Source organism: Streptomyces sp. JH002, assembly GCF_050916115.1.
Classification (GTDB): Bacteria; Actinomycetota; Actinomycetes; order Streptomycetales; family Streptomycetaceae; genus Streptomyces; species Streptomyces xiamenensis.
Window position 1 is genome coordinate 374,066 of record NZ_CP087989.1, and the last position, 26,012, is coordinate 400,077.

General features: G+C 73.5%; 16 protein-coding genes. 6 read left to right on the top strand and 10 right to left on the bottom strand.

Translation table 11 applies throughout. The annotated features are described in order from the left end of the window. Positions 1 to 747, bottom strand: coding sequence for a class I SAM-dependent methyltransferase (locus H7827_RS01545; RefSeq protein WP_432742009.1), 747 nt, complete (start codon positions 745 to 747; stop codon positions 1 to 3). A gap of 436 nt (positions 748 to 1,183) precedes the next feature. On the opposite strand from H7827_RS01545, the gene H7827_RS01550 reads away from it, so the two are divergent. The 3 genes from H7827_RS01550 to H7827_RS01560 all read left to right on the top strand — a co-directional run bounded on the left by H7827_RS01550 (position 1,184) and on the right by H7827_RS01560 (position 3,957). Then, positions 1,184 to 1,711 (top strand): hypothetical protein, encoded by a 528-nt coding sequence (locus H7827_RS01550; protein ID WP_386539131.1) that lies wholly within the window; start codon positions 1,184 to 1,186, stop codon positions 1,709 to 1,711. Between the two features lie 152 nt (positions 1,712 to 1,863). Next, positions 1,864 to 2,508: a sigma-70 family RNA polymerase sigma factor gene (locus H7827_RS01555; protein ID WP_386539129.1), complete on the top strand. Its 645-nt coding sequence runs from the start codon at positions 1,864 to 1,866 to the stop codon at positions 2,506 to 2,508. A 213-nt stretch (positions 2,509 to 2,721) separates the two neighbouring features. After that, positions 2,722 to 3,957, top strand: a complete 1,236-nt coding sequence (locus H7827_RS01560) for an MFS transporter (RefSeq protein ID WP_432742011.1) — start codon at positions 2,722 to 2,724, stop codon at positions 3,955 to 3,957. Between the two features lie 43 nt (positions 3,958 to 4,000). Here the strand turns inward: H7827_RS01560 and H7827_RS01565 are convergent, their stop codons facing one another. Beyond that, on the bottom strand, positions 4,001 to 4,759 hold the full coding sequence (locus H7827_RS01565) for a class I SAM-dependent DNA methyltransferase (protein WP_432742013.1): 759 nt from the start codon (positions 4,757 to 4,759) through the stop codon (positions 4,001 to 4,003). A gap of 294 nt (positions 4,760 to 5,053) precedes the next feature. Between H7827_RS01565 and H7827_RS01570 the strand changes: the two genes are divergently transcribed. From H7827_RS01570 to H7827_RS01580, 3 genes are read left to right on the top strand one after another with little or no spacing between them, the layout of a single operon-like run. Continuing rightward, entirely contained in the window at positions 5,054 to 5,695 is a 642-nt protein-coding gene (locus tag H7827_RS01570; RefSeq protein ID WP_432742015.1) for a GntR family transcriptional regulator, read from the top strand. Continuing rightward, positions 5,692 to 5,973: a hypothetical protein gene (locus H7827_RS01575; protein ID WP_432742017.1), complete on the top strand. Its 282-nt coding sequence runs from the start codon at positions 5,692 to 5,694 to the stop codon at positions 5,971 to 5,973. Before H7827_RS01570 ends, H7827_RS01575 begins: the two co-directional genes overlap by 4 nt. Further along, positions 5,970 to 7,160 (top strand): MFS transporter, encoded by a 1,191-nt coding sequence (locus tag H7827_RS01580; RefSeq protein WP_432742019.1) that lies wholly within the window; start codon positions 5,970 to 5,972, stop codon positions 7,158 to 7,160. The genes H7827_RS01575 and H7827_RS01580 overlap by 4 nt, the downstream gene beginning before the upstream one ends. 43 nt (positions 7,161 to 7,203) lie before the next feature. On the opposite strand, the gene H7827_RS01585 is transcribed toward H7827_RS01580, so the two are convergent. The 8 genes from H7827_RS01585 to H7827_RS01620 all read right to left on the bottom strand — a co-directional run bounded on the left by H7827_RS01585 (position 7,204) and on the right by H7827_RS01620 (position 25,591). Continuing rightward, positions 7,204 to 8,316: a peptidase C39 family protein gene (locus H7827_RS01585; protein ID WP_432742021.1), complete on the bottom strand. Its 1,113-nt coding sequence runs from the start codon at positions 8,314 to 8,316 to the stop codon at positions 7,204 to 7,206. Positions 8,317 to 8,392: 76 nt separating this feature from the next. Continuing rightward, entirely contained in the window at positions 8,393 to 10,495 is a 2,103-nt protein-coding gene (locus H7827_RS01590; protein ID WP_432742023.1) for an iron ABC transporter permease, read from the bottom strand. Next, positions 10,492 to 11,568 (bottom strand): iron-siderophore ABC transporter substrate-binding protein, encoded by a 1,077-nt coding sequence (locus tag H7827_RS01595; RefSeq protein WP_432742025.1) that lies wholly within the window; start codon positions 11,566 to 11,568, stop codon positions 10,492 to 10,494. Before H7827_RS01595 ends, H7827_RS01590 begins: the two co-directional genes overlap by 4 nt. Positions 11,569 to 11,673: 105 nt before the next feature. Next, on the bottom strand, positions 11,674 to 12,537 hold the full coding sequence (locus tag H7827_RS01600; protein WP_432742027.1) for an ABC transporter ATP-binding protein: 864 nt from the start codon (positions 12,535 to 12,537) through the stop codon (positions 11,674 to 11,676). A 166-nt stretch (positions 12,538 to 12,703) separates the two neighbouring features. Next, the gene (locus H7827_RS01605; protein WP_432742029.1) at positions 12,704 to 13,579 is read right to left on the bottom strand and encodes a helix-turn-helix domain-containing protein; all 876 of its coding nucleotides are present in this window, start codon (positions 13,577 to 13,579) and stop codon (positions 12,704 to 12,706) included. A 77-nt stretch (positions 13,580 to 13,656) separates the two neighbouring features. Continuing rightward, a complete protein-coding gene (locus H7827_RS01610; RefSeq protein ID WP_432747916.1) occupies positions 13,657 to 21,003 on the bottom strand; it encodes a MupA/Atu3671 family FMN-dependent luciferase-like monooxygenase in 7,347 nt (2,448 codons plus the stop codon). Between the two features lie 59 nt (positions 21,004 to 21,062). Next, positions 21,063 to 24,317, bottom strand: a complete 3,255-nt coding sequence (locus H7827_RS01615) for a type I polyketide synthase (protein WP_432742031.1) — start codon at positions 24,315 to 24,317, stop codon at positions 21,063 to 21,065. Further along, positions 24,314 to 25,591: an MFS transporter gene (locus tag H7827_RS01620; protein WP_432742033.1), complete on the bottom strand. Its 1,278-nt coding sequence runs from the start codon at positions 25,589 to 25,591 to the stop codon at positions 24,314 to 24,316. The genes H7827_RS01615 and H7827_RS01620 overlap by 4 nt, the downstream gene beginning before the upstream one ends. Positions 25,592 to 26,012 lie beyond the last annotated feature (421 nt).

Sequence of the window (26,012 nt, forward strand, 5' to 3'; positions counted from 1 at the left end):
TCACCGGCCCGCGGGCCGGACGCCACGCACGATGAGCCGTCGGGCGCGCTGGTCGTACGGGGTGGCGTCGAAGCCGCCGAAGCACTGGACATCCGTGAAGCCGGCCGCCTCGAACATCGCGGACAGTTCGGCTGCGCTGTAGAGCCAGCAACTGATCGACGCCTCGCGGGCTGTGTCTCCCCGGACCAGGGTCCAGTCGGTGCGCAGCCGCCGCCAGTTGTCGAGGATCGTGTCGCGCTGGATCACGTATCCGTCGTCGAGTTCGACGAGTTGGGGCCGGCCGATCCACCCGGCGAGCACTTCCTTGCCCATGACGTCGATCAGCAGCCGTCCGCCGGGCACCAGCGAGTCGAAGGCGTTGCGCAGTACCCGGGTGTTGTCCTCGTGCCGCTCGAAATAGCCGAAGGAGGTGAAGAGGTTGAGCACCGCGTCGTAGGTGCGGGGCTCGCGGTGGGTCAGCATGTCGCCCTGGATCAGCCGGGCCCGTACACCGGCGCCGGCGGCGGCCTCCCGTGCCCGTTCCAGCATGAGCGCGCTCAAATCCACGCCGGTCACCGAATATCCCCGGGCGGCGAGCGGGACGAGGAATATCCCGGGACCGCAGCACAGGTCGAGCACGCGCCCCTCTTCCCCGAACCGGAGCAGGGGTGAGGTGGCCACCAGGCGGGCCATCTCGTCCCGTCTTCGCTCCGAGAACATGGTGCTGGCGAAATCCGACCAGAACGCCTCGTCCTCGTACCATTGCATGTCGTTTCGCTACCTCTCCGGAGAGCGGTACGGGATGGGATGGATGGCCGCTCGGCCCCGTGCGGGAAGGGGGCGCCCACCCCCGGATTCCATGAGAATGCGACCCGATAAGCATCTGCATGGTGCCCAGGGCTTCGATCGGCAAAACGCTCAGAAATCAGCTCCATCAATTGGCCGGCACGGGGAACCAGATGGGCTCCGCAGCCGACTCATCAGCGGGAAACCGTTGTCCTTTTCCTTTTGCGGGGCCTGAAGTCCCGTCAGTTCCGGCCGACATCACCGCGGTGTGCCGCGTCTGCCTGGGGTCCTTCGTGAATGGCGTCATCCGCGCGGAAATTCGTCCGTTCGCGGGCCTCCCTCAATCCTCGCGCCGATGCGAGGATGAGCCGCCATGGGCAGAGCCGGGAGCCGACCGAGCAGGGTGTTGAGGGCCGCGATGTTCGCGGCCCTGTGCGTGCTGCTCGCGGCGGCCGGCCACCTCCTCGCCTCGGGGCAGCCGTTGCCGTGGTGGGCGCCGGCCCTCGCGCTGCCCGCGACCGGCGGCGCGACGTGGTTCCTCACCGGACGCGAACGCGGTGTCCCGGTGGTGCTGTCGGCGACGGTGGTCGCACAACTGGCGCTGCACCAGGCGTTCTCGCTGACCACGGCGGCTAGCGGCGCGCACGCAACGGCGCACGCCGGGCACCCGGACCCCGCGTCCGCCGGGCCCGGTATGGCCCTCGCGCACCTCGCCGCCGCACTGGCGTCCGGCCTGTGGCTGGCGCACGGGGAACGGGCCGTCTTCCGCATCACCCGAGCCGCGGGCGCGTGGCTGCTGGCCCCGCTGCGCCTGCTGCGCCGGGCGCCGTTCGCCGCGCGGCGGCGCTGTCCGGCCGGAATCCCCCGGGCCCGCCGGTGGCGGCCCCGCGCCGCCCTGCGCATCGTCACCACACGGGGGCCGCCGGCCGGTTCCGCTGTCCTGTGACAGCCGGTTCCCGCCGCCGAACTCCCACTCCGGCAGCGGCACGCGGCCCGCCACCCCACGGGCCGGACCTCCCACGGGCGCGGTCCCCCCGCGCGTCCTTCGTACGTCCTTCGTGCGTCCGCGTCCGGTGACACGAAGGACTTGGTGTACCGATGACACCTGCCACGGCTGTGACCTTCCGACGCCCCCGGCCGCCCGCCCGGCACCGGCCCGCCGCCGTCGACGACGCCGTCACCCGGCTCGCCCTGGCCGCCCGCTCGGGCGACCCGGTCGCGGTGGACGCCTTCGTCCGCGCTCTCTACCGGGACATGCGACGCTTCGTGGCCCATCTCTCGGGTGACCCGCGGCTGGCCGACGACCTCGTCCAGGAAACGTTTCTGCGGGCGCTGCGCAGCCTGCACCGGTTCGAGGGCCGCTCCTCCGCCCGTACCTGGATGCTGTCCATCGCCCGCCACACCGTGGCGGACAGCCTGCGGAGCGCCTCGGCCCGCCCCCGGCTCTCCGACTGGGAGGACTGGCAGACCGTGATCGAGCGCACCCAGCCGCGCGGCCTGCCGGGCTTCGAGGACGGCATCGCGCTGACCCAGCTGCTGGCGGCCCTCCCCTACGAGCGCCGCCACGCCTTCGTGCTGACCCAGCTCTTCGGCGTGCCCTACGAGGAGGCCGCCCGCATCCTGGGCTGCCCGATCGGCACGGTGCGTTCCCGGGTGGCACGGGCCAGGGCCGGCCTGCTCGCCGTGCTCATCGAGGCCGAACGGCAGGCCCGCCGGAGAACGGATGCGCCGGACGACCGCTGAGGGCGGGCCGTTTCCGAGGGGGCGCCGGGTCGTGGCCCGGCGCCCCCTCGTGCGGCGGCGCCCGTCCGCCGTGGCCACCCGCCGTCCCGCGCCCCGCCCGGTTCCGGGAACTTTTCGGGTGGCGTGGCCGACCCGTAGTGCGGGGCCGGCCACGCGCGGGCAGGTCCCGGGCAGGGGCTCAGCCGTCTCACGAGGATGTGTCGGAGGTCAGCCATGGGCGGGTGCGCGGAGGCCGGTGACGGCACCGCGCGGCGCTCGCGCCGTACCGGACGGGGGCGGGGGCGCGGGGTCTTCACGGGAGCACAGCTCGCCCTGCTGGCGGGCGGTTTCCTCGTCAATCTCGGCACCTTCGCCGTCTACCCGTACCTGGCGGTGCTGCTGCGCGACCGGCTCGACGCCGGAATGGCGCAGGTCGGGATGGTGCTCGGGGCGGCCACACTGGTGCAGTTCGCGAGCGCGCCGTTCACGGCCGCCTTCGCCGAACGCGCCGGGCTGAAGCGGTCCCTGCTGCTCGCCACCACCCTGTATCTCCTGGGCGCGGTGACATATCTGTACGGGGCCGGCAGCCCGGCGCTGACGGTGCTCGCCCTCTTCCTCAGTTGCGGCGCGGGCGCGCTCTACTCCCCGGCGTTCCGCGGCTACCTCGTCCACGCGGCGCCGCCGGTGCGACGGCCGCGGCTGGTGTCCGCCGGCAACGCGGCCGGCCATCTCGGCATCGCCGTGGGCCCGGTGGCGGGGGCGCTGTTCCTGCACGAGCCGGGCCGGCTGTTCACCGCGAACACGGTGCTCTACGCCGTGCTGGCCATCGGGCATCTGTTCCTGCGGCCCGAGCCCGCGGGGCCGGCCGGGGAGGGGCCGGGCGTCGAGCCGTTCCGCCGGGTGCTGCGCGGGCTGGCGGCGGTCCCCTTCGCGGCGACCGTGCTCACGCACTACCTGTACATGCAGTTCTACCAGTACCTGTCGGTGTACGCGGAGGGCCGGCTGGCCACCGCGGGCTACGGCCTGATCATGATGGGGTACGCGCTCGGCCTGGTGGTGCTGCAACCCCTGCTCGCCGGCCGGATCGCGGACATCGGGCACCCCACCGCGATGGTCATCGGCTTCGGCTGCATGGCGGCGGGCATGACGGCGTTCGCCACCGGAGGTCCGGTGGGGATGGCCGCCGGCGCCCTGGCGATGAGCGCCGGTACCGCGGTCCTCTTCCTCAAGAACGACCTGGAGGCGCTGGCCCGTTCACGGCGGTCGGCGACGGTCGCCTTCGGCCAGCAGCGGCTGGCGGTGGGCGTGGGTGCGCTGCTGAGCGGTGTGCTCGGCGGCCGGCTGTACGGCGTGCTCGAACGGGCCGGGCTGCTGCCCGGGTTCTGGCTGGCCGTCGCCGCCCAGTGCGTGCTGCTTCCGCCGCTGCTCCTGGCCGTGCTCCGCAGACCGCGCCGACCTAGTCGGCGGTGAGCGGGTCCCGCGACGCGGTGACTCCGCGCCGAGCGGGGGCCGTTCACGACACGGGCCCCGCCGGCTTCTCGTACACGGTGACGTAGGTGCCCTCGGCCGTGAACGGTTCCCGTCGCCAGCCGCCCCACCGGTGGCGGCGTTCGAGCCCGGCCAGGCGTGCCATCAGGTCGAGTTCGCTGGGCCAGGCGTAGCGCATGGAGGCCGGGGCCAGCCGGATCCCGTTGTTGGTGATGAGCACATGGTGGCCGTCGAAGCGCTGTTGGACCGGGTCGTGGCGGACGGCGACGAGCCGTACCCGGTCCAGGCCCACCTGGTGCACCTCCAGGTTCTGGTCGTGCCGGTAGCGGGCGACGTCCGGCATGGGGCATTCGAGAACGAAGCGGCCGCCGGGGAGCAGACGCCGGGCGGCGTTGGTGAAGCAGCGCACCTGCTCCTCCTGCGTCAGCAGGAAGAAGAGGGTGGAGAACACGACGAACACCATGGCGAACCGGTCGTCGCCCTCCGGGTCGACGTCCGCCATGTCGCCGATGGTGACCGGGATCCGCTCGCCGCCGGGCTTGGCCCGCATCCGCTCCACCATGGCCAGGGAGGCGTCGATGCCCCGCAGGTCCACCCCCCGCGCGGCCAGTGGAATCGTCACCCGGCCGGTGCCCACCGCCAGTTCCAGCACCGGCCCCGGCGGCCCCTCCTCGATCAGCTCGGCCAGCCGGTCCACCGCGTCGGTGGGGTCGAGTGCGGCGTGCCACTCGTCATAGACGTCGGCGTTCAGCTCGCCGTAGGTCTCCGGTCCCTGGTGCTCCATGAGGCGTCCTCCCCGAAGGTCGGTCGGTGGCGATCCAGCACATTGCAGGTCGGCCGGGTGGCCGGGAAAGTTCCCGCCGGCCGGGACCGTGGCCGGTGTCCGGGACGGAATGTGCTGCCCAGGGTGTCGTCAAAGAGGTCTGCGTTACTGGTGACGAGATTGTCAACAATCTTGTAGGCTCAGCCGCCGTCACAACCCTGTCCGGACGGATGTGCCGCCGCCCGCCCGGGGGACACGCCTACGACCCCAGGGCGTGTCCCCCGCGAGACGTACGCAGAGGGAAGAGGTTGGCCGATGGACGTCACACGAGGGATCCGGGAGCTCATTCTCGCCGGTGAACTGGTGCCCAACCAGCGTCTGGTGGAAGCCGACCTGGTCGAACAGTTCCAGGTCTCTCGTGCCGCCGTCCGGGAGGCCCTCGGTGAGCTGGTGAGCGAAGGGCTCGTGGAGCGCATCCAGAACAGGGGCGCCCGGGTCCGCACCATCACGCTGGAGGCCGCCGTCCAGATCACCGAGGCGCGCAGCGCGCTGGAATCGCTGTGTGCCGAGAAGGCGGCCCTGCTCATCACCGACGAGGAGATCGCCGAACTGCGCCGGATCGGCGCGGACATGAGCGAGGCCGTCCGGGAGGGCGACCTGGGCCGCTACTCCCTGGGCAACCGGGAGTTGCACACCCGGGTCAACCGGATCAGCCGCCAGGACGTGGTGCGGGGACTGCTGGAACGCCTCAACGGGCAGAGCGTGCGTCACCAGTACCGGCTGGTGCTGAAGCCGGGACGACCCGCCGTCTCGCTGCCCGAGCATCTGGCGATCATCGACGCCGTCACCCGCCGCGACCCGCGGGCGGCGGCGGAGGCGATGCGCGCCCATCTGAGCAGTGTCATCGACGCCCTGCGGGAATGGGACGCGACCGTACAAGGGGAGAACCGGACATGAGCGGGCGGGACCGGGCGGGCATACCCCGCCCGATGATGCGGGGCGGAACGTCCAAGGGGGCGTTCTTCCTCGCCGGGGTGGGGCCGTTCGCCCTCGAACGCGGGGGCGCGGCTCTCCTGGCGGCGCCGGCCGAAGGCGTGCGGCACCGGGTGGAGCGTCCGACCGGCCCCGCGGACGTGGAGATCGAGCCGGCTGGCCGCCGGGCGGGGCGCACCTCCGTCGTCCGCACGGCGCGCAAGCTGTCCGACGGGGTCGTCTTTCCCCGACCCGTGCGATGACGCGGGCGAGCGGGGCGCGGTTCGTCTGGTCCTGTCTGCTGCTGCACGCGGTCTGCGCGCACGCGATCAGCTACGGTCTGCGCCCGGCGATGTCCTACGCGCTCCTCGAACAGGGGCACCAGGCGGTGTGGCTGGGCGTCGCCACCGCGATGTTCGCGGCACCGCCGTTCCTGCTGGCACTGCCGGCCGGGCGGTATTGCGACCGGTACGGGGAGCGGCCCGCTCTGGTGGGCGGCGGCATCGCCCTGGTCCTGTCCGCCCTGGTGGCGCTGGCCGCTCCCGCGTCGCTGGCGGCGGTGCTGGCGGCCACCGGGCTGCTGGGCATCGGGGTGCTGCTGGCGGCGCTGGGCGAACAGGCCTGGGTCATGAACCAGGCGTCCCCCACCCGGCTGGACCACAGCTTCGGTGTGCTGACCTTCGCCACCTCCGTGGGCCAGTTGCTCGGTCCGCTGCTGTTGCTGCTGCCGCGCGACGGTACCGCCGTGCCGCCGACCCGGCTCATCGCGGTGGCCGTGCTGGGCGTCGCGGTGCTCACCGTGCTGCTGTCGCTCGCCGTTCCCTCGGCACCACGCCCTCCCGCCGCCGCGCCCTCCCCCGGTGCCGCTGCCGGTGGGCACCAGGGAGGAGGGCGGGTGCGGAACCTGCTGCGGGTGCCGGGCATGGGGTCGGCGCTGTTCGCGAGCAGCATGATCCTCAGCTCGGTCGACATCCTGGTCGCCTATCTCCCGCTGCTGGCACAGGAACGCGGGCTGGTCCCCGGCTGGATCACCCTGTTCCTGGTCGTCCGCGCCGTGGGCAGCATGGTCTCCCGGATTCTGCTGGGCAGGCTGACCACCCGGTTCGGCCGGGTACGGGTCCTGATGTCCGGCTGCGCGCTGGCCGCGGGGGGCCTGATCCTGCTGTGGCTCCCGGTCAGCCCGTGGGTGGTCGCGGGCCTCGCGACCTGTTACGGATTCACGGCCGGGATGGTGCAGCCCCTCACCATGTCCTGGGTCACGCTGATCACCCCGCCCGGGCAGCGCGGCCTCGCCGCCTCACTGCGCCTTGTGGGCAACCGCCTGGGCCAGAACGCCGTACCGCTGCTGGTGGCACCGCTGTCGCTGGTCGGCGGCGCCGGGGTGGTCTTCGGGGTGACCGGGATGCTGCTGCTGGCCACGGTCCCCTCCGCCCGCCGCGCCCCCGACTGACGCCGGGCCGCGGCGGAGGGGGTCGGTGCCTGCGGAGCGGGGGCTACTCCCCCGCCGGCCCGGGTGCGGGGGCGTCGGGCCGCCGCGCGTCACGGCCGATGGTGACCGCGCCGTGGAAGGGGTCGGCGGAGACCGCCGACATCCTCTCCAGCGCCGTGTCGGGGACGGGCAGCAGGTGCGCGTCGACCCAGGTGTCCCCCGTCGCCGCATTGGCCCAGGGGTCCTCGATGACGACGGCGCCGGGTACGGTGCCGTGGCACAGCACCCAGTGCGGCACGTCGAACCCCTGCATCGCGGCGAGCGAGAGCAGGAGCAGCACGTGCTCGCGCCGGTCGATCGCGGCGCGGATCGCGGCGACGGGCAGGCGTCGTGGGTGGATCGGGACGCCGAGCCGCCCGGCGTCCGCACGGGACACGCGCTGGAGGTGGGCGCGCCAGCCCTGCTCGTTCTCGGGGTGGTGGTCGATCAGGACGGGCCGGTCCGCGTCGAGGTGGACCTCGACGGGGAGCGAGGGCCACGCCCGGCGCACGGCCACGCCCAGTCCGGCGGGCTCGCAGGCGGGGAAATTGGTCGCGTCGCGCCACAGGGTCAGCTCGGCGGTGCGGTCCAGTGCCTCCCGTGGCAGCGCGCCCGCGTGTTCCCGCGCGACCAGGGCGGTGACGGCGCCGCAGGTGAAGTGCGTGGTCTGTCCGTAGTACGCGGGTTCGCGCCCCGCGCCGTCCCGCAACCAGCGGACGTACCCGGTGCGGGGGCCGGCCGTGTCGTCCAGCTGCCCGAGCGGGGGGCTCAGCGAGGTGAAGCCGGCGGCTGCGGCGTCCTCGGGGCCGGCCGTCCAGCCTTCCCACTTGACCTGGGCGAGTCCGCGGCGGTGTGCGTGCTCGACGACGGCCAGGGCTGCCGCCGGCACGTCGCCGACGGCGTCGACGATCTTCAGGTAGGCGGTGTGCGGGCGGGCCGTCACGAGCGCCGCGCCCACCCAGTGCTCAGCCGTGTCGCCCGGAACGGCCACGAGGTGCGGGGTGTGGGCGGAACGGTCGACCGCCCGCCAGCGCTCCGCCACCCCGGCGGGGACGAGCCGCCCGAGCGGGGCCGGCGGCGCGGCGGGATCGAACGGGACGACGATGCTCTGCTCGGACATGTCCTGCGCGGATGTCATGGCGGGGTTCCTGGCGGATCGGAGGGGACGGGGAGCGGGGCCCGCAGCGGTGTGCGGTGCGGGCCCCGGGCCGGTGTCAGGCACGGGACCGCCGGAGCACCCAGATGAAGTACGGGCCGCCGACCAGGGCGATCATCAGGCCGGCCGGCACCTGGGCGGGCGCGACGATCGTGCGTCCGAGGGCGTCGGCCACACAGACCAGCAGCGCGCCGAGCAGCATCGCGACGGGGATCGCGCGGCCGTGCCGGGCGCCCACCAGCGACCGCGCCAGGTGCGGGGCGACGAGCCCCACGAACCCGACGACACCGATGGCGATCACACTGACCGCCGCCAGCACCGCGGCGATCGACAGGGCGGCGAACCGGGTGCGCTCCGGTCGCACCCCCACGATGCGCGGGGTGTCCTCGTCGACGGCGAGCAGGTCGAGCCGGCCGCGCATGGCCAGCAGCACCGGGAGCGCGAGGGCCAGGGCCACCGCGACCGGTACGACGTCGGGCAGGGTGCGCCCGTAGGTGGTGCCCGAGAGCCAGGTGAAGATGCGGGGGGTGTTGTAGGGGTCGGCGCGCAGCAGCAGGAAGGTGGTGACGGAGCTGAGGCCGTACCCGCAGCCGATGCCGATCAGGACGAACCGGTCGGGCAGGAAGCCGCCGCGCCAGGACAGCAGGGCGATCAGCCCGAATGTGGCCAGCCCCATCGCGACCGCGGCCGCGATGAGCAGTGGCCGTCCGCCGGACAGCCCCGAGGTGACGACGGCCGCCGCGCCCAGTCCGGCGCCCGCGGTGATGCCGAGGACGCCCGGCTCCGCCAGCGGGTTGCGCACCGCGCTCTGCACGACGCATCCGGCCAGGCCCAGTGCCGCGCCGGCGAGGATCGCGGCGAGGACGCGCGGGACCCGGTCATCGAGCGCCTGCCCGACCAGGACGGGGGCGTTGCCCTGGGCCCACAGCAGGAGGTCGCCGGTCCGCAGCCACAGGCTGCCGGCCAGCAGCGCCACCAGGGCGGCCGTCACCAGGAGGGTGACCGTGCCGAGCACGACGAGGAGGAACGCGCGGCGCGACCGTGCGGCGACCCGTACGTGCGGGGGCTGCCGCAGCCCGCCCGTGTCCCGCAGGCGGAGCGCGAGGACCACGATCACGACGGAGCCCAGCAGTGCGGTCGGTACCCCGGTGGGGATGGAGGCGGCGCCGCTCGCGCCCTGCACCGCGCGCAGCGTCGCGTCGGCGAGCAGGATGAGCAGCGCGCCGAGCAGCCCGGCGGCGGGGATCAGCAGGAGATGGCGGCGCAGCGCGGTGACCCGTCCCGCGATCAGGCGGGCCAGGACGGGGGCGCCGAGGCCGACGAAGGCGATCGGGCCGGCCAGGGTCACCGCCGTGCTGGTGAGGAGTACCGCGCAGAGGACGGCGGTGACGCGGGTGGCCCGGATCGGCACGCCGAGGGTGGCGGCGGCGTCGTCGCCCAGGTTCATCACGTCCAGCCGCCGGGACAGCGCGAGGGCGATGATCAGCACGACGGCGACCAGGGGGAAGGCGCGTGTCGAGGCGTCGATGTTGAGCTGGGCGAGCGAACCGCTCCCCCAGGCGAAGAGGCCGGTGGTGTTCTGCTTGAAGAGGATGAGGAGCATGGCGGTGGCCGCCTGCAGGGCCATCGCCGTCGCCGAGCCGGCGAGGATGAGGCGGGTGCCGGTGGTGCCCGCGGCCCGTCCCGCCAGGAGCAGCAGGAGTGCCGCCGCCGCCAGGCCGCCCGCGAAGGCGACGGCGCCCGAGGCCCAGAACGGGACGGTGAGACCGAGGGCCGCGACGAAGGAGAGCGTGAAGTAGGCGCCGGCGGTGACCGCGAGGGTGTCGGGGGACGCCAGGGCGTTGTGTGTGACGGACTGCAGCAGCGCGCCGGCACAGCCGAGGGCGAAGCCCACCGCGACGCCAGCGAGCAGGCGCGGCAGCCGCGAGCCGATGATGATCTCGCCGACCGGCGCCCCGCCGGTGGTGTCCCGGTCCCCGGTCAGGTACCGCCACAGGTCACCGGCGCCGACGCCCGAGGTGCCCTGGGTGAGGTGCCACATGCCGGCCAGGACCGTCACCACGAGCAGGGACGCCAGGACGGCGGCCCCGGCGGGACCGCCGCCGCGCACGGGGCGCGGCGGCGTGTCCTGCCGGGGTACCGGGGTGCGTGCGGTGCTCACTTCTGGTCGAGGACGTCGACGTAGGCGTCGATCGCCTGCGCGCAGGAGCGCGGACCGCCGGCGCCCCACACCCGCGCGGGGAAGGCGTGCGCACGACCTTCCCGGACGGCCGGCAGGGTCGTCCACAGGGGGTTCTCCTCCAGCGCGGCGACGTAGCCGCCGACGCCTTCGTCATTGGCGTAGAAGAGGTTGGCGTTCCCCACCGCGACGAGTCCTTCGATGTCGGTCTGGGCGAGGCCGTAGGAGGGGTCGACGCCGCCGTTCCCGTGGGCCTCGTTGATGGCGTCGTCCCACACGGGGTTCATGCCGAGTTCCTTGCCGATCTCGGTGAACAGGGCGCCGTCGCCGTAGGGGCGGATGGTGAGGTTGCCGCCCTGTACCCATCCGTCGAAGAACAGGAAGTCGTTCGTGGGCAGGTCGGCGTCGATGACCTGCTGCTTCGCCGTGGCGAGGTGCTCGTCGAACTCCTGGAGGACCTGGTCGGCGCGCTCGGTGCGTCCGGTGGCCTCCCCGATCATGCCGAACACCTCCCGCATGTTGCCGATCGGGTCCTGCGGGTTGGCACCGCGGGTGGCCAGGACGGGGACGCCCCGGCTCTCCAGCCGTGCGATGGTCTCGTCGTCGGCGTCGTACGCCTCCACGACGACGAGGTCGGGGTCGGCCGCGTAGAGGGTGTCGAGGTCGGGCTCCTCGCGGGTGCCGATGTCGGTCACCCCGTCGGGCAGTTCCTCGGCGCTCACCCAGGTGCGGTACCCGTCGGCGTCGGAGACCGCGACGGGGGTGACGCACAGGGTCAGCGCGTCCTCGATCTGCTGCCACTCCAGGACGGCGATCCGCTGGGCGGGCTTGTCGAGCTGCACCTGCCGGCCGACACCGTCCGTGAGGGAGACCGGCTCCGTGGAGGTGGTCGTGGTGTCCTCGGCGCAGCTCTGCGAGGCGGGCGAGGCGTCGGTGGAGGCGTCGGCGCCGGTGTCCTTCGCGGGCTTGTCGACATCCGTCGTGCCGCAGGCCGTTGCGGCGAGCACGATGAGCCCGGTGGCGGTCGACGCCATCAGGCGACGGGCACGGTTCACGAAAAATCCTCTTTCCTGCGGTGCGACGCGGCGCGGCGGAGGTGCCCTGCGACGCGGTGGGACGGGGCGGCGGGGGTGCCGCTTCAGGGGGTGCCGTGGGCCGCTTCAGGCGGGGTGCCGTCCCAGCGGGTCGATGCGGATGCGGCCGGTGCGCGGGTCGACGCCGACCTCGACGCGGATGTCGTAGACCTCGGAGATGTTCCGCGCGGTGAGGACGTCGGCGGGTTCGCCGGCCGCGTGGACGCGGCCGGAGCGCATCAGGACCAGGGTGTCGGCGACGCGGGACGCCTGGTCGAGGTCGTGCAGTACGACGCCGACGGCGATGCCGTGCTCCTCGACGAGGTCGCGCACCAGGTCGAGCGTCTCGATCTGGTAGCGCAGGTCCAGGTGGTTGGTCGGTTCGTCCAGCAGCACGACACCGGTGTCCTGGGCGAGGCAGGCCGCGAGCCAGACCCGTTGCATCTCGCCGCCGGAGAGTTCGCCGACGGGCCGCCCGGCCATGTCGCGCACGCCGGTGACACCCATGGCTCGGTCGATCGCGTCGTGGTCCTCGGCGGTGGGTCCGGCGAAGCTGCCCCGGTACGGGTGACGTCCGAAGGCCACGACCTCGGCGACCGTCAGCCCCTGGGGTGCGGGCCTCGACTGGGAGAACAGCGTCACCTCGCGGGCGAACCGGCGGGCGCTGAGCAGGGCGGTGTCGCGCTCGGTCTCCTCGCCGGGCGTGGTGAGGGTGACCCGGCCGCCGTCCACCCGGTGCAGCCGGGACAGCGCGCGCAGCAGTGTGGACTTCCCACTGCCGTTCGGTCCCACCAGGGCGGTCGCGCGGCCGGGTTCCAGAGCCACCGAGACGCCGTGGACGACCGGGGTGCCGCCGTACCGCAGCACCAGGTCGTGCCCGTGGAGGGCGGCCACCGGCGCGACGGGGTCGGCCGCGGGGCGCGCGGCGCGCCGGAAGGGGCGTGTGAACATCGGAGGTCCGGGTGGTCGGAGGGGCAAGGAGTGCGGGCACCCTCCGTCCGGTTCTCACCGGCCGGGCCGCGAACTCTCCCCCGCACGGCGGGAACGGCTCACGGCGAGCAACGACTAAGGGTTACCTAACTCCGAGAAGGTTATATTCCCCTCGCCATGTCGACAATCAGGAGGCCCGGACATCCGATACGGGATTCCGGACATCCCGCGAGGTACCCCCGGCCGGGTCGAAGAAGGCGCCCGGGGTGGTTCCCATGACCCGCCGGAAGGCCGCGATGAAGGAGCTGGGCTGCGCGTAGCCGAGCGCCTCGGAGACCGACATCACATCGAACCCCTCGGACAGCAGGGCCAGCGCCCGGTGCGCGCGCAGCATCTGCCGCCACTGCGCGAAGGACAGCCCCGTCGCGTGCCGGAACGCCCGGGTGATGGTGCGGTCACTGACCCCCAGCGACCGCGCCCACTCCTCCAGCGAACGGCCGTCGGCGGGGTCCTCCAGCAGCGCCTCGGCGATCGCGTCGATCCGGGGGTCGCCGGGCAGCTGCAACGCGAACTGGCGTTCCGCGGGCCGGAGCACGTCGAACACGACCGATTCCGCCCGCGCACGTGCCGCCGCGTCGAGATCCGCACGGGACAGATGAGCCAGCAACGACTCCAGCAGCGGGGTCATGGCGATGGTCTTCGGTTCCGCGAACGCGAACGGTGTGCGGTCCGGTGCGAAGAAGGCGTCGTGGAACTCCGCGCCCGCCGTCGCCCGGCCGCCGTGCACCATTCCGGCGGGCATCCACAGCCCGTGCCCCTCGGACACGGTGAAGACGCGGTCTCCCACCCGGGAGGTCAGCGTGCCCCCGCGCACCCAGACCAGTTCGTGCAGGGCATGCGAGTGCGGCGCCCACTCCGTGGGCACCCGGGGGATCCGGAACCCGGCGATGATCGCCATCGAGGCCGCCGCGCGCTCCGGGAGTGCCACCGTCGCGCGTACCGCGGTGCCCGCCTCGCGCCGCCACATCCCGGGGTTCGCTTCACCACGGGAGGACCTGACCATGCGCCGGAGTCTATCCGGGGCCCGCGCCCGCCCCGGTGCCCGGCCGTCCCCGGGGGCCCCGGGGACGGCCGGCGGGTTCACTGGTGCAACTCCTCCCGGACCTTCTCGGTGAGCAGCCGGGCATAGGCGTCGGCCCAGCCCTGGACCGTGCCGTGGTCCCACAGATCGGTGGCGTACGCGATGTACCCGGTCAGGACGTCCCCGGCGGGGACCAGCCCGAACGCCGCCTCCGCACGCGCGGCCGGCACGATCAGGTCCTCGACGGCCGTGTCGAGACCGGGGAGCTTGATGTCCGTACGCAGCGAGCTCTGGTACTGGAACCCGATGGTGACGCGGTCCGGTATGCCCTCGGGTCCGTGTTCCTCCCGGAGCGCCGCGACTACCTTCCGTATCGGCAGGACGTGATCGACCCCCTCGGTCGCCGCGCGGGTCACCCCGTCCACGAGCGCGCCGAAGTCCCGGGCCTCCCCCGCCCGTACCCGCAGCACGTACGTCGCGGCCGTGCAGGCGACCAGCGACTCGAACTCGCCGCGTTCCCGGTTGGCGTAGGGCACGCTGAGCAGGACGTCGGGCTGCCCGGAGAGCCCGGACAGCAGGAGCCCCAGGGCGGCACCGGTGACGGCGAAGGCCGTCGTGCCGCGCGCCCTGGCCAGGCGCTCCACGTCGCGGCGCACCTCGGCCGGGACGGTGAACAGCACCGCCCGGCCCTTCCCGCTCGGCTTCGGCGGGCGCGGGCGGTCCAGCGGCAGCGCCATGCGGAAGGGGGCGCCGGTCAGCTGGGGCACCCAGTACGCCGCCCTGCGCGCCGCCTCCCGCTCCGGCAGGGCATGGCGCTGCTGCCACCGGGCGTAGTCGGTGGACTGGAGCGGCTCCGGGAGCTGATCGGGGATGCCGCTGACCGCCGCCGTGTACAGGGCGGCCCAGTCGTGCAGCAGGACGCTCACCGCCCACCCGTCGCACGAGGCGTGGTGCAGGACGAACAGCAGCACCCAGGTGGTGGGGCCGGTGCGCAGCAGCCGGAACCTCGGCTCCACCCCGGCGGTGAGGTCGAACGGGGTCTGCGCCAGCTCGGCGCCGGCGCGATCGACCTCGGTGTCGCGAGTGTCCGCCGGGTGGGCGCTGAGATCCTCCACGGGCAGGTCGACCGGCCGGGGCCGGAGCACCTCCTGCGACCAGGCACCGTTCTCCTCGGCGAAGCGCAGCCGCAGGGACTCGTGGCGGGCGACGAGCCGGCCGAGCGCCGTGCGCAGAGCGTCCGGGTCCAGCTCACCGGTGAGCGTGATCCGCATGGCGACGTTGTAGACCTGCGGCAGCGGGTGCTCGTGGTGTCCGGTGATGAAGCCCTGCTGCTGGAGCGTCGTCGGCGCGCGGTGCGCCAGTTCCCGGGCGGGGCCGGAGTGCAGCCCGGCCAGATGGCGGGCCACCGCCCGTGGGGTGGGCTCCTGGTAGAAGCGGGTCATGGAGAAGTCGGTGGCGAACTCCGCGCGGATCCGGTTGGCCAGCCGGATCGCGGTGATCGAGTGACCGCCCAGGTCGAAGAAGGACACATCGGGGTCGACGGCGTCCGGGTCCAGGCCGAACTCGGCGGCCCACAGCGGGCGCAGCCGTGCCTCCCACTCCCCGGGCGAACCGCTCGCCGTGGCGGGGGCGGCGGCGGGGGCGGCGGGCTCCGGGGCGCGCGCCGGGGCCGGCAGCCGCGTGGTGTGCCCGGGCGCGGGCAGCGCCGCGCGGTCCACCTTGCCGGTACCGGAGAGCGGGAGCCGGTCCAGGACCGACCACGCCCGTGGCACGAGGTACTCCGGCAGCCGGTCGGCGAGTTGCCGCGTCAGCCGGTCCGCGAACGCCCGCGCGCCCTCCCCGGCGTCCGTGCGGGGGTGGGCGGGGGCCACGAAGGCGACCAGGCGTGGCTCGTCCCGGGGGCCCGGGCGGGGCAGCACGATGGCCTCCCGCACCTCGGGGAGGCCGGCCAGGACCCGGGAGACCTCTTCGGGGTCCACCCGGAAGCCGCGGATCTTCACCTGGTCGTCGCCGCGGCCCAGGAACTCCAGGACGCCCTCCGCCGTCCAGCGCACCACGTCGCCGGTGCGGTACATCCGCCCGCTCCCGCCACCGGGGTGGCGCTCGTGGCGGAAGCGGTCCGCCGTCAGGGCGGGCTCGTGCAGATAGCCGTCGGCGATGCCCGGCCCGCCCACGGACAGCTCGCCCGGGGTGCCCACCGGTACGGGGGCACCGTGCTCGTCGAGGACCGCGAGGCGGACGTTGTCGATCGGCCGGCCGATCGGGATCGGGGCGCAGTCCTCGCCGGGCCCGGCGGGGGTGACGCCGTACGCGGTGCACAGCACGGTGACCTCGGTGGGGCCGTAGAGGTTGACGACCTCGTAGCGGCTCCCGGCCCTGGGCCGGGTGCGCAGGATGTCCCCGCCCACCGCGAGGTGGCGCAGCGGCGGCTGTTCGTGGGCCGGCAGTTCCAGAACGGTCTCGGCGAGGGCGGTGGGCAGGATGCTGAAGGTGACGTGCCGGTCCGCGTACCAGCGCGCCAGCGCCCGGGCGTCCTGCCGGTCGCTGTCGTCCGCGACGGCGAGGGAGGCGCCTGCGGTCAGCGCCGGCCAGATCTCCAGGACCGAGGCGTCGAAGCTCTGGCTGCACAGCAGGGCGCTGCGGTCGGCCGGGGTGAAGGAGAACCGGCGGTGGTGCCACTGGCAGAGGTTGACCACGGCCCGGTGCGGCACCACCACGCCCTTGGGGCCGCCGGTGCTGCCGGAGGTGTAGATCACGTAGCAGGGGTCCTGCGGTCCGCTCACCGCGGCCGCGGGCGGGGGCGCGGCGTCACCGGGGGGATCGGCGAGTCCCACGACGCGGGTGTCCGCCGGCAGCGGCGGCAGGTCCGGCGCGTCCTGGCGGGCGGCGAGCAGGATCGGCGCACCGGCGTGGGCGATCACGGTCCCGGCGCGCGGCCGGCCGAGCGAGGGGTCCAGGGGGAGGTAGGGGCGTCCCGCCTTCAGGACCGCCAGCAGGGCGACGACGAGGTCGGGGCCACGGGGAAGCCACACGGCGACGGGAGCGGCGGGATCGGTGCCGGGGTCCTGCCGGCGGATCGTGGCCGCCAGCCGGTCGGCGCGCCGGTCCAGTTCGCCGTAGGTCAGTTCGCGGTCGCCGCAGATCACGGCGGTGCGGTGGGGGGCGAGTGCCGCCTGGCGTGCCACCCGTTCGTGCACCGTGACGGCTTCCACCGGGTGTTCCTCGCCGTGCTGCCATGCCCGCGGTACGGGCGTGTCGTGGGCCGCCCCGGCGGGTGGCTCGTCGAGGGCGGACAGGGGCCGTGCGGGATCGCGGACGGCGCCGCGCAGGATCCGGTACAGGGCGGCGTAGAACCGGTCGACGGTGTCCGCGTCGAAGAGGTCGGTGTTGTACTCCAGTTGGCACAGGATGCCCGTCGGCCGGTCCGTGAAGTACACGCTCAGGTCCGTGAGGGATTTGTCCGGTCCCGCTTCCAGCGGTTCCGCCCGCAGGCCGGGCAGGTCGAAGCGGAACGGCTCGCCGGACTCGTACTCGGCGATGACCTGGAAGACGGGGGTGTGCGCGGTGGTGCGCGGCGGGGCGAGGGCCTGCACCACGGAGTCGAAGGGGAGCGCGGCGTGGTCGTAGGCGTCCAGCGCCACGGAGCGGACCTTGCGCAGCAGGGTCTCGAAGGCGGGGTCGCCGGACAGGTCCACGCGCAGGGCGACCGTGTTGAGGAAGAACCCGATGACATCCCGGTACTCCGGGGGGCGGTTGGACGTCGGGGTGCCGATGACCACGTCCCGCACGCCGGTCATCCGGTGCAGCGCGGCCGCGTACCCGGTGAGCAGCGTCATGAACAGGGTGGTGCGGTGCTCGCGGCTCAGCCGCCGCAGCGCGTCCGACAGTTCGGGGTCCAGGGTGCGGAACTCCGCGCGGCCGCGGGAGGACATGGCCGCGCTGCGCGGCCGGTCCAAGGGGAGGCTGGAGACGGGCAGTTCGCCGCGGAGGTTCTCCCGCCAGTACGCGAGGTCCTGCCGCGCCGTGTCGCCGTCCCGCGCGGCCCGTTGTTCGCGGGCCGCGTCGAGAGGGGTCCGTTCCAGCGCCGGCAGCTGCGGCGCGGTGCCGGTGCGTGCGGCCCGGTAGAGCTCGGACAGGTCCCGCGCCATGATCGTGGCGGACGCGGCGTCCGAGACGATGTGGTGCAGCGACAGGACCAGCACATGGCGCTCGGGGCCGGTCCTGATGAGGCGGCTGACCAGCAGGGGGCCGTTCTCCAGGTCGAAGTGCCGGGCGCTCTCGGCCGCCAGCACCTCACGCACGGCGGCTTCCCGTTCCTCCTCGGACGCCGTCTCGCGGTCCATCAGCTCGTGATCGAGGCGGCCGGTGGGCAGCACGAACTGGCGTGGCTCCCCGTCCGCTTCACGGAAGACCGTGCGCAGGGCCGGGTGCCGGGCCACCAGGCCGTGCAGTGCCGTGCGCAGGGCGTCCGCGTCCAGCGCGCCGTCGAACCGGATCGCCTTGACCTCGTTGTAGGCGGTGCTGTCCGGGAAGAGCTGGTGCAGCATCCACACACGCTGCTGCCCGGGTGACAGCGGGGTGCCGGGGTCCTGCGGCTCCTGCGGTTCCTGCGGCCGGCGTGGCCCGGTGCCGCGATGGGCCCGGCGCAGGGCGTCGAGATGCACGAGTCCCGATCGCAGCGCCCGGGGCGGCACCCCGAAGTCGACGAGCGAGACGATCTCGTCCGCCCCGGCCGCGCTCACCGCCTCCACCACGGGCGAGACGCTCTCGGCGGTGCCGATCAGGGCGCGCTGGTCGCAGTAGCGGTCGTACGCCCGGCGGAACAGGGCGTCCAGGTCGTCCTCGTCGAGCCCCGTGAGGTCGACCTGGTACCCCAGGCTGTTGGCGACGCCGCCGAAGAGCGACAGGGAGGAGCGCATGTAGCGGGCCAGCGGTTCGTAGGCGTCGGCCCGGGCCCGGTCGTGGTCGGCCGCGAGGTAGGTGTGCAGCAGGACGGCGACCCGGCCCGCGTCGGGGTCCAGGCCGTGTTCGGCCCGGGCGCGGCGGTAGCGCGCGATGTTCGCGGCGAGTTCCTCGACGCTCTGGGACATCAGGTTGGTGACGATGCCCAGGTCGTGCCGGGCGGCCAGTTCGTAGGACGCGGGGTTGCCGACCACGGCCGTGAACATTGGCGGGTCCTGCTGGACGGGGCGGGGGAACAGCCGGATCGCGGCCTCGCCGTCGCCGCCGGCGCGCGTCAGCGCCTCCCCGCGCCACAGTCGCCGGACGTCCGCGACCTGTTCGTACATCAGCTCCTTGTGCCGGCCGAAGCGTTCGGGGAAGAAGACGAAGTCGTTGGCGTGCCAGCCACTGGCGCAGCCGATCCCGATCCGTCCGCCGGAGAGGTTGTCGGCCATCGACCACTCCTCGGCGACCCGGACCGGGTCGTGGAGCGGGAGGACGACCGAGCCGGCGTTGAGGCGGATCCGGCTGGTCTCCCGTGCCAGGGCGGCGGCGAGTACGGCGGGGTTGGGGAAGAGGCCGCCGAAGGAGTGGAAGTGCCGCTCGGGCATCCACAGGGCGTGGAATCCGTGCTGGTCGGCGAACCGGGCGGTTTCGGCGATGAGTTCGTAGCCGTTGTCGACCTGGGGATAGTCGCCGAAGAAGTAGAGGCTGAAGTCGGGTCGCCGGCGGGCCGGTTCGGAGGCCGGGGGTGTCGCGGCGGGGCGCGTGGCCCGCGTGGCCCGGGTGTTCCAGGCCAGGGCGGGTACGGCCGGCGGCGGAGCGTCCTGCGCCGCGGGCTCGGGCGCGGGTACGGGATCGGCCGCCACTACGGCGACGGCCTCCGGAGCGGGCACGGGGACCGGGGCGGTGGCCCGGGCGGGGGTGCTCACGGGAGCGGATCCGGGCGCGGCGGTGCGCGGGAAGAAGCCCGCGGCGCGTAGTTCCCGCAGTGATTCCCTGACCGCGTCGATGATCCGTTCGATGTCACCGTCGCTGTGCGCGGTGGACAGGAAGAAGTTGCGCCACTCCCAGACGTGGATCCCGCGCAGCATCAGGTGGTGGTACAGCAGTTCCATGTCGGCACGGTGCTCGAAGCGGAACTGGGAGCCGAAGTGGCTGACTCGCAGCGGGAATTCCTCGTCCTCGAAGAAGTCGTTCAGCGTCGCCGCGAACGCGTCGGTGCGGGCGTTGAGGCGCTGCTGCAGGACGGGGCTGTGCTCGGACAGGTGGGACAGCACGGCGCGCGCCGCGACCATCGACACCGGATGCTGGAGGTAGGTGCCGCCGAAGAACGTGGTGTCGCTCTGCGGATGGCTGTCGTCGCCGTACGTCCACAGACCGCCGTCGACGCCGCCCATGAGGTCGGACCGGCCGGCGATGGCGCCCACCGGAAAGCCTCCACCGAGGACCTTTCCGTACGTCGCGAGATCGGGTGCGACCCCGTACAACTCCTGCGCGCCGCGCGGTGCCGGCCGGAAACCCGTGAGCATCTCGTCGAACATCAGGACGATGCCGTGGCGGCGGGTCAGCTCACGCAGGGCGCGGACGAACTCGACCGGGCGCAGAGACGGGTGCCGGCTCTGCACCGGCTCGATGATCACCGCGGCGATCCGGTCCGCGAAGTGCTCGATCGTCTCCAGGGACGCCGGGTCGCCGTAGTCGAGCACCAGCAGGTCCTGGACCGCGCTCGGCGGGATGCCGGGAGACACCGGCACCGTGACCCGGTCGGCACCGGAGCCGGAGGAACGGCCGAGGACGCTGTCGGCGTGGCCGTGGTAGGCGCCGTGGAAGGTGACGATCGTGCCGCGCCCGGTGGCGGCGCGGGCGAGACGGATCGCCCCGGCGTTCGCCTCCGTGCCCGAGCAGGCGAACGCGACACGGTCCAGGCCGGTGAGTCCGGTCAGCAGTTCGGCGGCCTCGCCCGTGGCGAGGTCGCGCGGCCCCAGCAGAACGCCCCGGGAGAGGTGTTCGGCGACGGCCTCGGTCACGAACTCCGGTTCGTGACCGAACAGCAGGACGCCGAAGCCCATGGTGATGTCGATGTACCGGTTGCCGTCGATGTCCTCCAGCATCGAGCCCTTGGCCCGCCGGCCCGCTATGGGGTACAGCATCTCCTTGGTGCTGCTGCGGAAGCCGACCACGGCTCGGCTGTCGGCCAGCACCGGGCGATGGCGGGCCGCGGCCTCCTTGGACCGGCGGGTCCTGCGGGTGTAACGCTCCACGAGGTCGTCGAGATGGGCCTCCTGGGTGCTCACGGCCGCCCCGCTCGCGCCGGCCGGTCGCCGGACCATGCCGGAGGAACGGGAGACGCTCACCCGTGGGCCGTGGACGGGAGCCGGTCCGCCATCGGCGTCGGCCGGCTGCTCCGGGGCGGGGTCACGGCGCTCGATGTGCCGGGCGATCCGCTCCGACAGACCGGCCATCGCCGCGAGATCGGCGTCGGTGGAGGCGGCGATGCTGCTCAGTTCCGTACCGGGTCGGGTCACTGTCCCCCCTTGCCGCCGCCGGCCGTGGTCAGGCTCTGCCGGGAGAGCAGCTCGGACAGCTGCGACATCAGCTGGAGCTGGATTCCGGAGAGCTGCTTGATCTGGCGGGCGAGTTCCTCCACTTCGTCCCGCGTGGCGTACGGGGCCGGCGGTGGTGGCACCGGAGCGGCGGAGGACACCGGCGGTTCGGCGCGGGGCGGGGTGACGGAGGGGGCCGGCGGGGCCGGGGCCGGCACCACGGGCGGGGCCGGGGCGTCCACGGGGGCGGGGGACTTGCGGCCGGCTATGAGTTCCGCCAGCTGACGGGGGGTGACAGCCTCGTCGAACAGCTCGCGCATGGACACCTTGACGCGGTGCGTCTGCTCCAGTTCGCGCAGGACGTTGATCATCAGCAGGGAGTCCGCGCCGAGTTCCAGGAACGAGGCGTCCTCGGCCACCGCGCCCGACCTGTTGCCCAGCGCCTGTGAGGTCACCTCGATGACGTTGGTCAGCACTTCCTCGACCGCGGTCCGTGCCGTCATGTGCGTTCCTTCCCTCGGGTTGTCCACCGCTCGCGGGGCGGTCTGTGCCGGCCCCGTCCAGTAGGTGCTGTGCTGGAAGCGGTAGCCGGGCAGCGGAATCCGCCGGCCTCCGCAGTCCTCGGCCAGTGCCTGCCAGTCGATGTGCGCGCCACCGCGGTACAGCTCGGCGGCGGCGTGCCACAGTGCTTCCGCTCCGGTGCCGCCGGTGCCGCCGCGCAGGCTCGGCACGGCGGGCACTCCGGGCAGGGCCTGCCGGGCGAGCCCGGCGAGGGCGGCGCCCGCGCCGATCTCGACCAGGACGGTGGCGCCCCGGCCGGCGACCGAGCGCAGGGACTCGTGGAACAGCACGGGCCGGCGCGCCTGCCGCAGGAGGTATCCGGGGTCGGGGATCCAGCCCGGCGGCCGGGCCTTTCCGTCCAGGCCGGAGACGAAGGGCACGGTGACGGGCCGGAAGGACACCCCGGCCAGCGCCTGCCCGAGGCCGTCCAGGGCCGGGGCGACCAGCGCGGTGTGGAAGGCCCGCGCCACCGGCAGCTCCCGCGCCCGGACCCCGCGCTCCTCCAGCAGCGCGCTCAGCTTCTCCACCTCGGCCCGCGGCCCCGCGAGGACGTGGTGGTGCTCGCCGTTCACCGCGGCCACTTCGATGCCGGGCAGCTCCGCGGTGAACGAGAGCGCGGTCGCCCGGTCGGCCAGGACGGCGACCATACCGCCGGGGGCGCCGAGGTGCTCCATGAGCCGCCCCCGTTCCGCGGTGAGCAGCAGACCGTCCTCGATCGACAGCGCGCCCGCCGCCGTCAGCGCCGCGTACTCGCCGACGCTGTGCCCGGCGACGGTGTCCGGTACGACGCCCAGCTGCCGCCACAACTGGACGAGCGCGCACTGCAACGCGTACAGGGCCGGTTGGGCGGTGCTGGTGGGCCACGGCGCGGCATCCCGGCGCGGCCCCGGCCGCTCGTCGAGGAGCGGGCCCAGCAGCGAACCGCCGTGCAATTCCTGGTAGCCGCGCTCGCACCGGTCGAGGACCTCGCGGACGGTCGCGTGGCGTTCGTACAGCGTCCGGGCCGCGCCGGGGCGCGCGCTGCCCTGGCCGGTGAAGAGGAACCCGGTGTGCGGGTCGCCGTGCCGTGCGCCCGGGGCCGGCCCGGCCGGAGCGCCGTCCCGGCCACCGGTCAGCCACTGCTCCAGGGAGCCGGCCAGTTCGGCGGCCGTGTCCCCCCGGGCCACCATGCGGTGCCGCCTGACCACGCGGCCGGCCGTGGACGTGATGAGGTCAGCCGGGTCGGTGTCCGGGTGACGGCGCAGATGGTCGCGGAAGGCCCGGACGTTCGCGGCCAGGGCGGCCTCGGTGTGGCCGGACAGCGCGAGCACCCCCGGCGGTTGTCTCCTCGGTCCGCGGGCAGCGACCGGGGGCGGCTCCTCCAGGACGAGGTGGACATTGGTGCCGCCGACCCCCAGGGAGGTGAGCCCGGCCCGGCGCGGGGTGTCCCCCGCCGGCCAGGCGCGGGCGGTGCGCGGGATGTAGAAGGGGCTGCGGTCCAGGTCGAGGGCCGGGTTGGGGCGGGTGAAGTTCGCCAGCGGGGGGATGATGCCGTGCCGCAGCACGAGCAGCGTCTTCAGCAGCCCCGCCAGGCCCGAACACACGTCGAGATGCCCGATGTTGGCCTTCGTCGAGCCGAGTGCGCAGTACCCGGTGCGGTCGGTGTCGTGCCGGAACGCGGCCGTCGCGCCCGCGAACTCGATGGGGTCGCCCTTGAAGGTGCCGGTGCCGTGCGTCTCCAGATAGCCGATCGAGTCCGCGCCGACCCCCGCACGTTCCAGGGCCAGCCGGATGGCGCGGCGCTGTCCGAGCGCGCTCGGGGCGGTGTACATCGTCTTGCTCGCCCCGTCGTTGGTCACCCCCCAGCCCCGGATGACGCCGTGGACGGTGTCCCCGTCGGCGAGCGCCCGCCCCAGGGGTTTGAGGACGATCGCGGCGACACCGTCACCACCGACCGTTCCGTCCGCGCCGGCGTCGAAGGCTCGCAGATAGCCGCTCTTGGAGAGGATGGATCCCTTCACATAGCGGTAGCCGAGCACTTGGGGGACGTGGACGGCGGTGGCGCCCGCCAGGGCGATGTCGCAGTCCCCGACCAGCACCGACTGGGCCGCGAGCTGCACGGCGACCAGCGAGGAGGAACAGGCGGTCTGGACACCGACGGCGGGCCCGGTCAGGCCGAGCCGGAAGGCGGCGCGGGTGGCGGTGAAATCGGCGTAGTTGCCGATGAGTGCCTGGAAGCGGGAGAGCCAGTCGTCGCCGACGCCGTTCGCCAGCACGTTGTTGAGCAGATAGTTCTGGAGCGAGTACAGATGGTTGCCGGTGCTGGCGAACACTCCCACCCGGGTGCCGGGGCGCTCACGCCCGTAGCCGGAGTTCTCCAGCGCGTGGTGGGCGCATTCGAGGAACATCCGCTGCTGCGGATCGGTGCCCTCGGCTTCCCTGCCGCTCATTCCGAAGAACTCGGCGTCGAATCCGGCGATGTCCTCCAGCAGTCCGCTCGCGCCGACGAAATCGGGCGCGCGGTACCGGGACGCGGGGACGCCGGCGGCCCGCAGTTCCGCTTCGGTGAACCGGGTGATGCGGTCCTGGCCGGCGTGGATGATCCGCCAGAACGCCTCGGGGGTGTCCGCTCCCGGGAGACGGAAGGCCATCCCGACGACGGCCACCGCCGTGTCGTCCGGCGGGCGGGTCACGAACCGCCGCCCTGGTGGGCGGTTTTCACGTCCGGCTCCGGTGTGCCGGCGGTGTCGCCCTCCTTTGGCGGGGGTGCGGTGGGTCTTCTGCCCCGTCTCACCAGCGCGACGAGGAAGCCGAGGCACAGCAGGAACGTGAGCCCGTGGAAGAGGCCCACGACCACGATCGGGGCGTAGACCTCCAGCAGGGCGGAGCTGACGAGCATCCCGACCCCGAATCCGCCGTTCTCGACGGCGGCCGCGAGACCGAACAGCCGGCCGCGCTGCTCGTCGGGGGCTTCCTGGAGCTTGCTGACGTAGGCGATCTCGGTGAATCCGTCCGCCATTCCGGCGATCAGCGCGGCGATGACGGCGGGGACGGTGGGCAGTCCGACGAAGACGAGGACGAAGCCCACCGACATCAGGGCGGAGCCGGCCGCGAAGGCCTTCTCCCCGAAGGTCCGCCCCGTCTTGCCGTAGCGCGAGCACAGTTGGAGCGCGATGATGTGCCCGATGGCCCAGGTGGCCCAGAACTGGCTGATGAAGGTCGCCGGATGGGTGGGGTCCAGCTCACTGGAGTAGATGGGCAGCGCGACGTTGTGGGAGGAGGAGCCCAGCGCGTCGGCGCCCCGGATGGCCAGCATGGCCGCCATCACCGGTGCGGCCCGCAGCAGCGTCCAGGACACCCACCGGCTCGCCCGCCCGCTCTCCGCGCTCGCCTCGTCCCCCTCGGTGGCCGCCGCCCGGGTCCGGATCGGCAGCGAGGACAGGATCAGCGCGGACACCAGGAACGTCACCGCGTTCAGGGCGAACGCCGTCGTGTAGCCGAACTGGGCGATCACCAGGCCGGAGGAGGCGAAGCCGGCGATCATGGCGAGGGAACGGCCGGTGACCAGCTGGCCGTTGGCCTTGACCCGCAGCTCGGCCCCGACGATCTCGGGGACGCTGGTGCGCAGGGCGACCTGGTGCAGCGTCGTACAGGCGCCCGTCGTGAACGCGAGCACGAACAGCAGCGGCAGCCGGCCGTCGTCCGACAGCGGCAGCACCGCCAGCAGCATCACGGCCCGGACCAGGTCGGACCCGACCATCAGCCATTTGCGGTCGAAGCGCGACACCAGGCGCCCGCTGACGAAGCCGCTGCCCACGCTGGTCAGCAGCCGCACCGCCATGAAGATGCCCGCCGCCATGGGGCTGCCGGTCACCTGGTACACGAACACGTTCAGCGCCACCAGGTTGAGGTAGCTGCCGTATGCCGAGACCCCGTTGCTGAGGACGAGCAGACGGAAGTAACGCACTTTCACGACCTCCTGAGTGGCTGTCACCAGCCCGAGCAGTCTTGCGGGAACGAGGAAGGGCCCTCAGATCCTCCGGGTACGACCGGTGCCGGCCGTCACGTCGAGCTGGCCGCTGCCCGCCTCAGGTGCCGCCCGGCCACCGGTGCGCCGCACGGCGGGTTGATCGTTTCCTCGCCCATGGCCCGTCAACATAGCCGCAGGTCAGGCGGGAGGGGATCTACCCAATCGGCTATGCCCTTCGGTCCATGTCCTTCGGCCGCCCGGTCGGGGCTGATTCGCCGCCGCGCGCGGGAGAGGATGGCGGTGCAGGGCCGTTCACCTGCGCCGACGGCAACGACGGTGCCCGCTGGCGGGGTTGGGGCGCCGCTGTGGTCACGTCCGTACCGGCGGCCGCCGGTACGTCCGCGATCCCGGGGAGAGA

Excerpts from the sequence above, each read along its gene's own strand:
- H7827_RS01575 (WP_432742017.1), top strand. The coding sequence starts at position 5,692 with ATGAGCGGGCGGGACCGGGCGGGCATACCCCGCCCGATGATGCGGGGC.
- H7827_RS01580 (WP_432742019.1), top strand. The coding sequence starts at position 5,970 with ATGACGCGGGCGAGCGGGGCGCGGTTCGTCTGGTCCTGTCTGCTGCTG.
- H7827_RS01555 (WP_386539129.1), top strand. The coding sequence starts at position 1,864 with ATGACACCTGCCACGGCTGTGACCTTCCGACGCCCCCGGCCGCCCGCC.
- H7827_RS01550 (WP_386539131.1), top strand. The coding sequence starts at position 1,184 with ATGTTCGCGGCCCTGTGCGTGCTGCTCGCGGCGGCCGGCCACCTCCTC.
- H7827_RS01600 (WP_432742027.1), bottom strand. The coding sequence starts at position 12,537 with ATGTTCACACGCCCCTTCCGGCGCGCCGCGCGCCCCGCGGCCGACCCC.
- H7827_RS01560 (WP_432742011.1), top strand. The coding sequence starts at position 2,722 with ATGGGCGGGTGCGCGGAGGCCGGTGACGGCACCGCGCGGCGCTCGCGC.
- H7827_RS01565 (WP_432742013.1), bottom strand. The coding sequence starts at position 4,759 with ATGGAGCACCAGGGACCGGAGACCTACGGCGAGCTGAACGCCGACGTC.
- H7827_RS01570 (WP_432742015.1), top strand. The coding sequence starts at position 5,054 with ATGGACGTCACACGAGGGATCCGGGAGCTCATTCTCGCCGGTGAACTG.
- H7827_RS01605 (WP_432742029.1), bottom strand. The coding sequence starts at position 13,579 with ATGGTCAGGTCCTCCCGTGGTGAAGCGAACCCCGGGATGTGGCGGCGC.
- H7827_RS01585 (WP_432742021.1), bottom strand. The coding sequence starts at position 8,316 with ATGACATCCGCGCAGGACATGTCCGAGCAGAGCATCGTCGTCCCGTTC.
- H7827_RS01610 (WP_432747916.1), bottom strand. The coding sequence starts at position 21,003 with ATGGCCGGTCTGTCGGAGCGGATCGCCCGGCACATCGAGCGCCGTGAC.
- H7827_RS01545 (WP_432742009.1), bottom strand. The coding sequence starts at position 747 with ATGCAATGGTACGAGGACGAGGCGTTCTGGTCGGATTTCGCCAGCACC.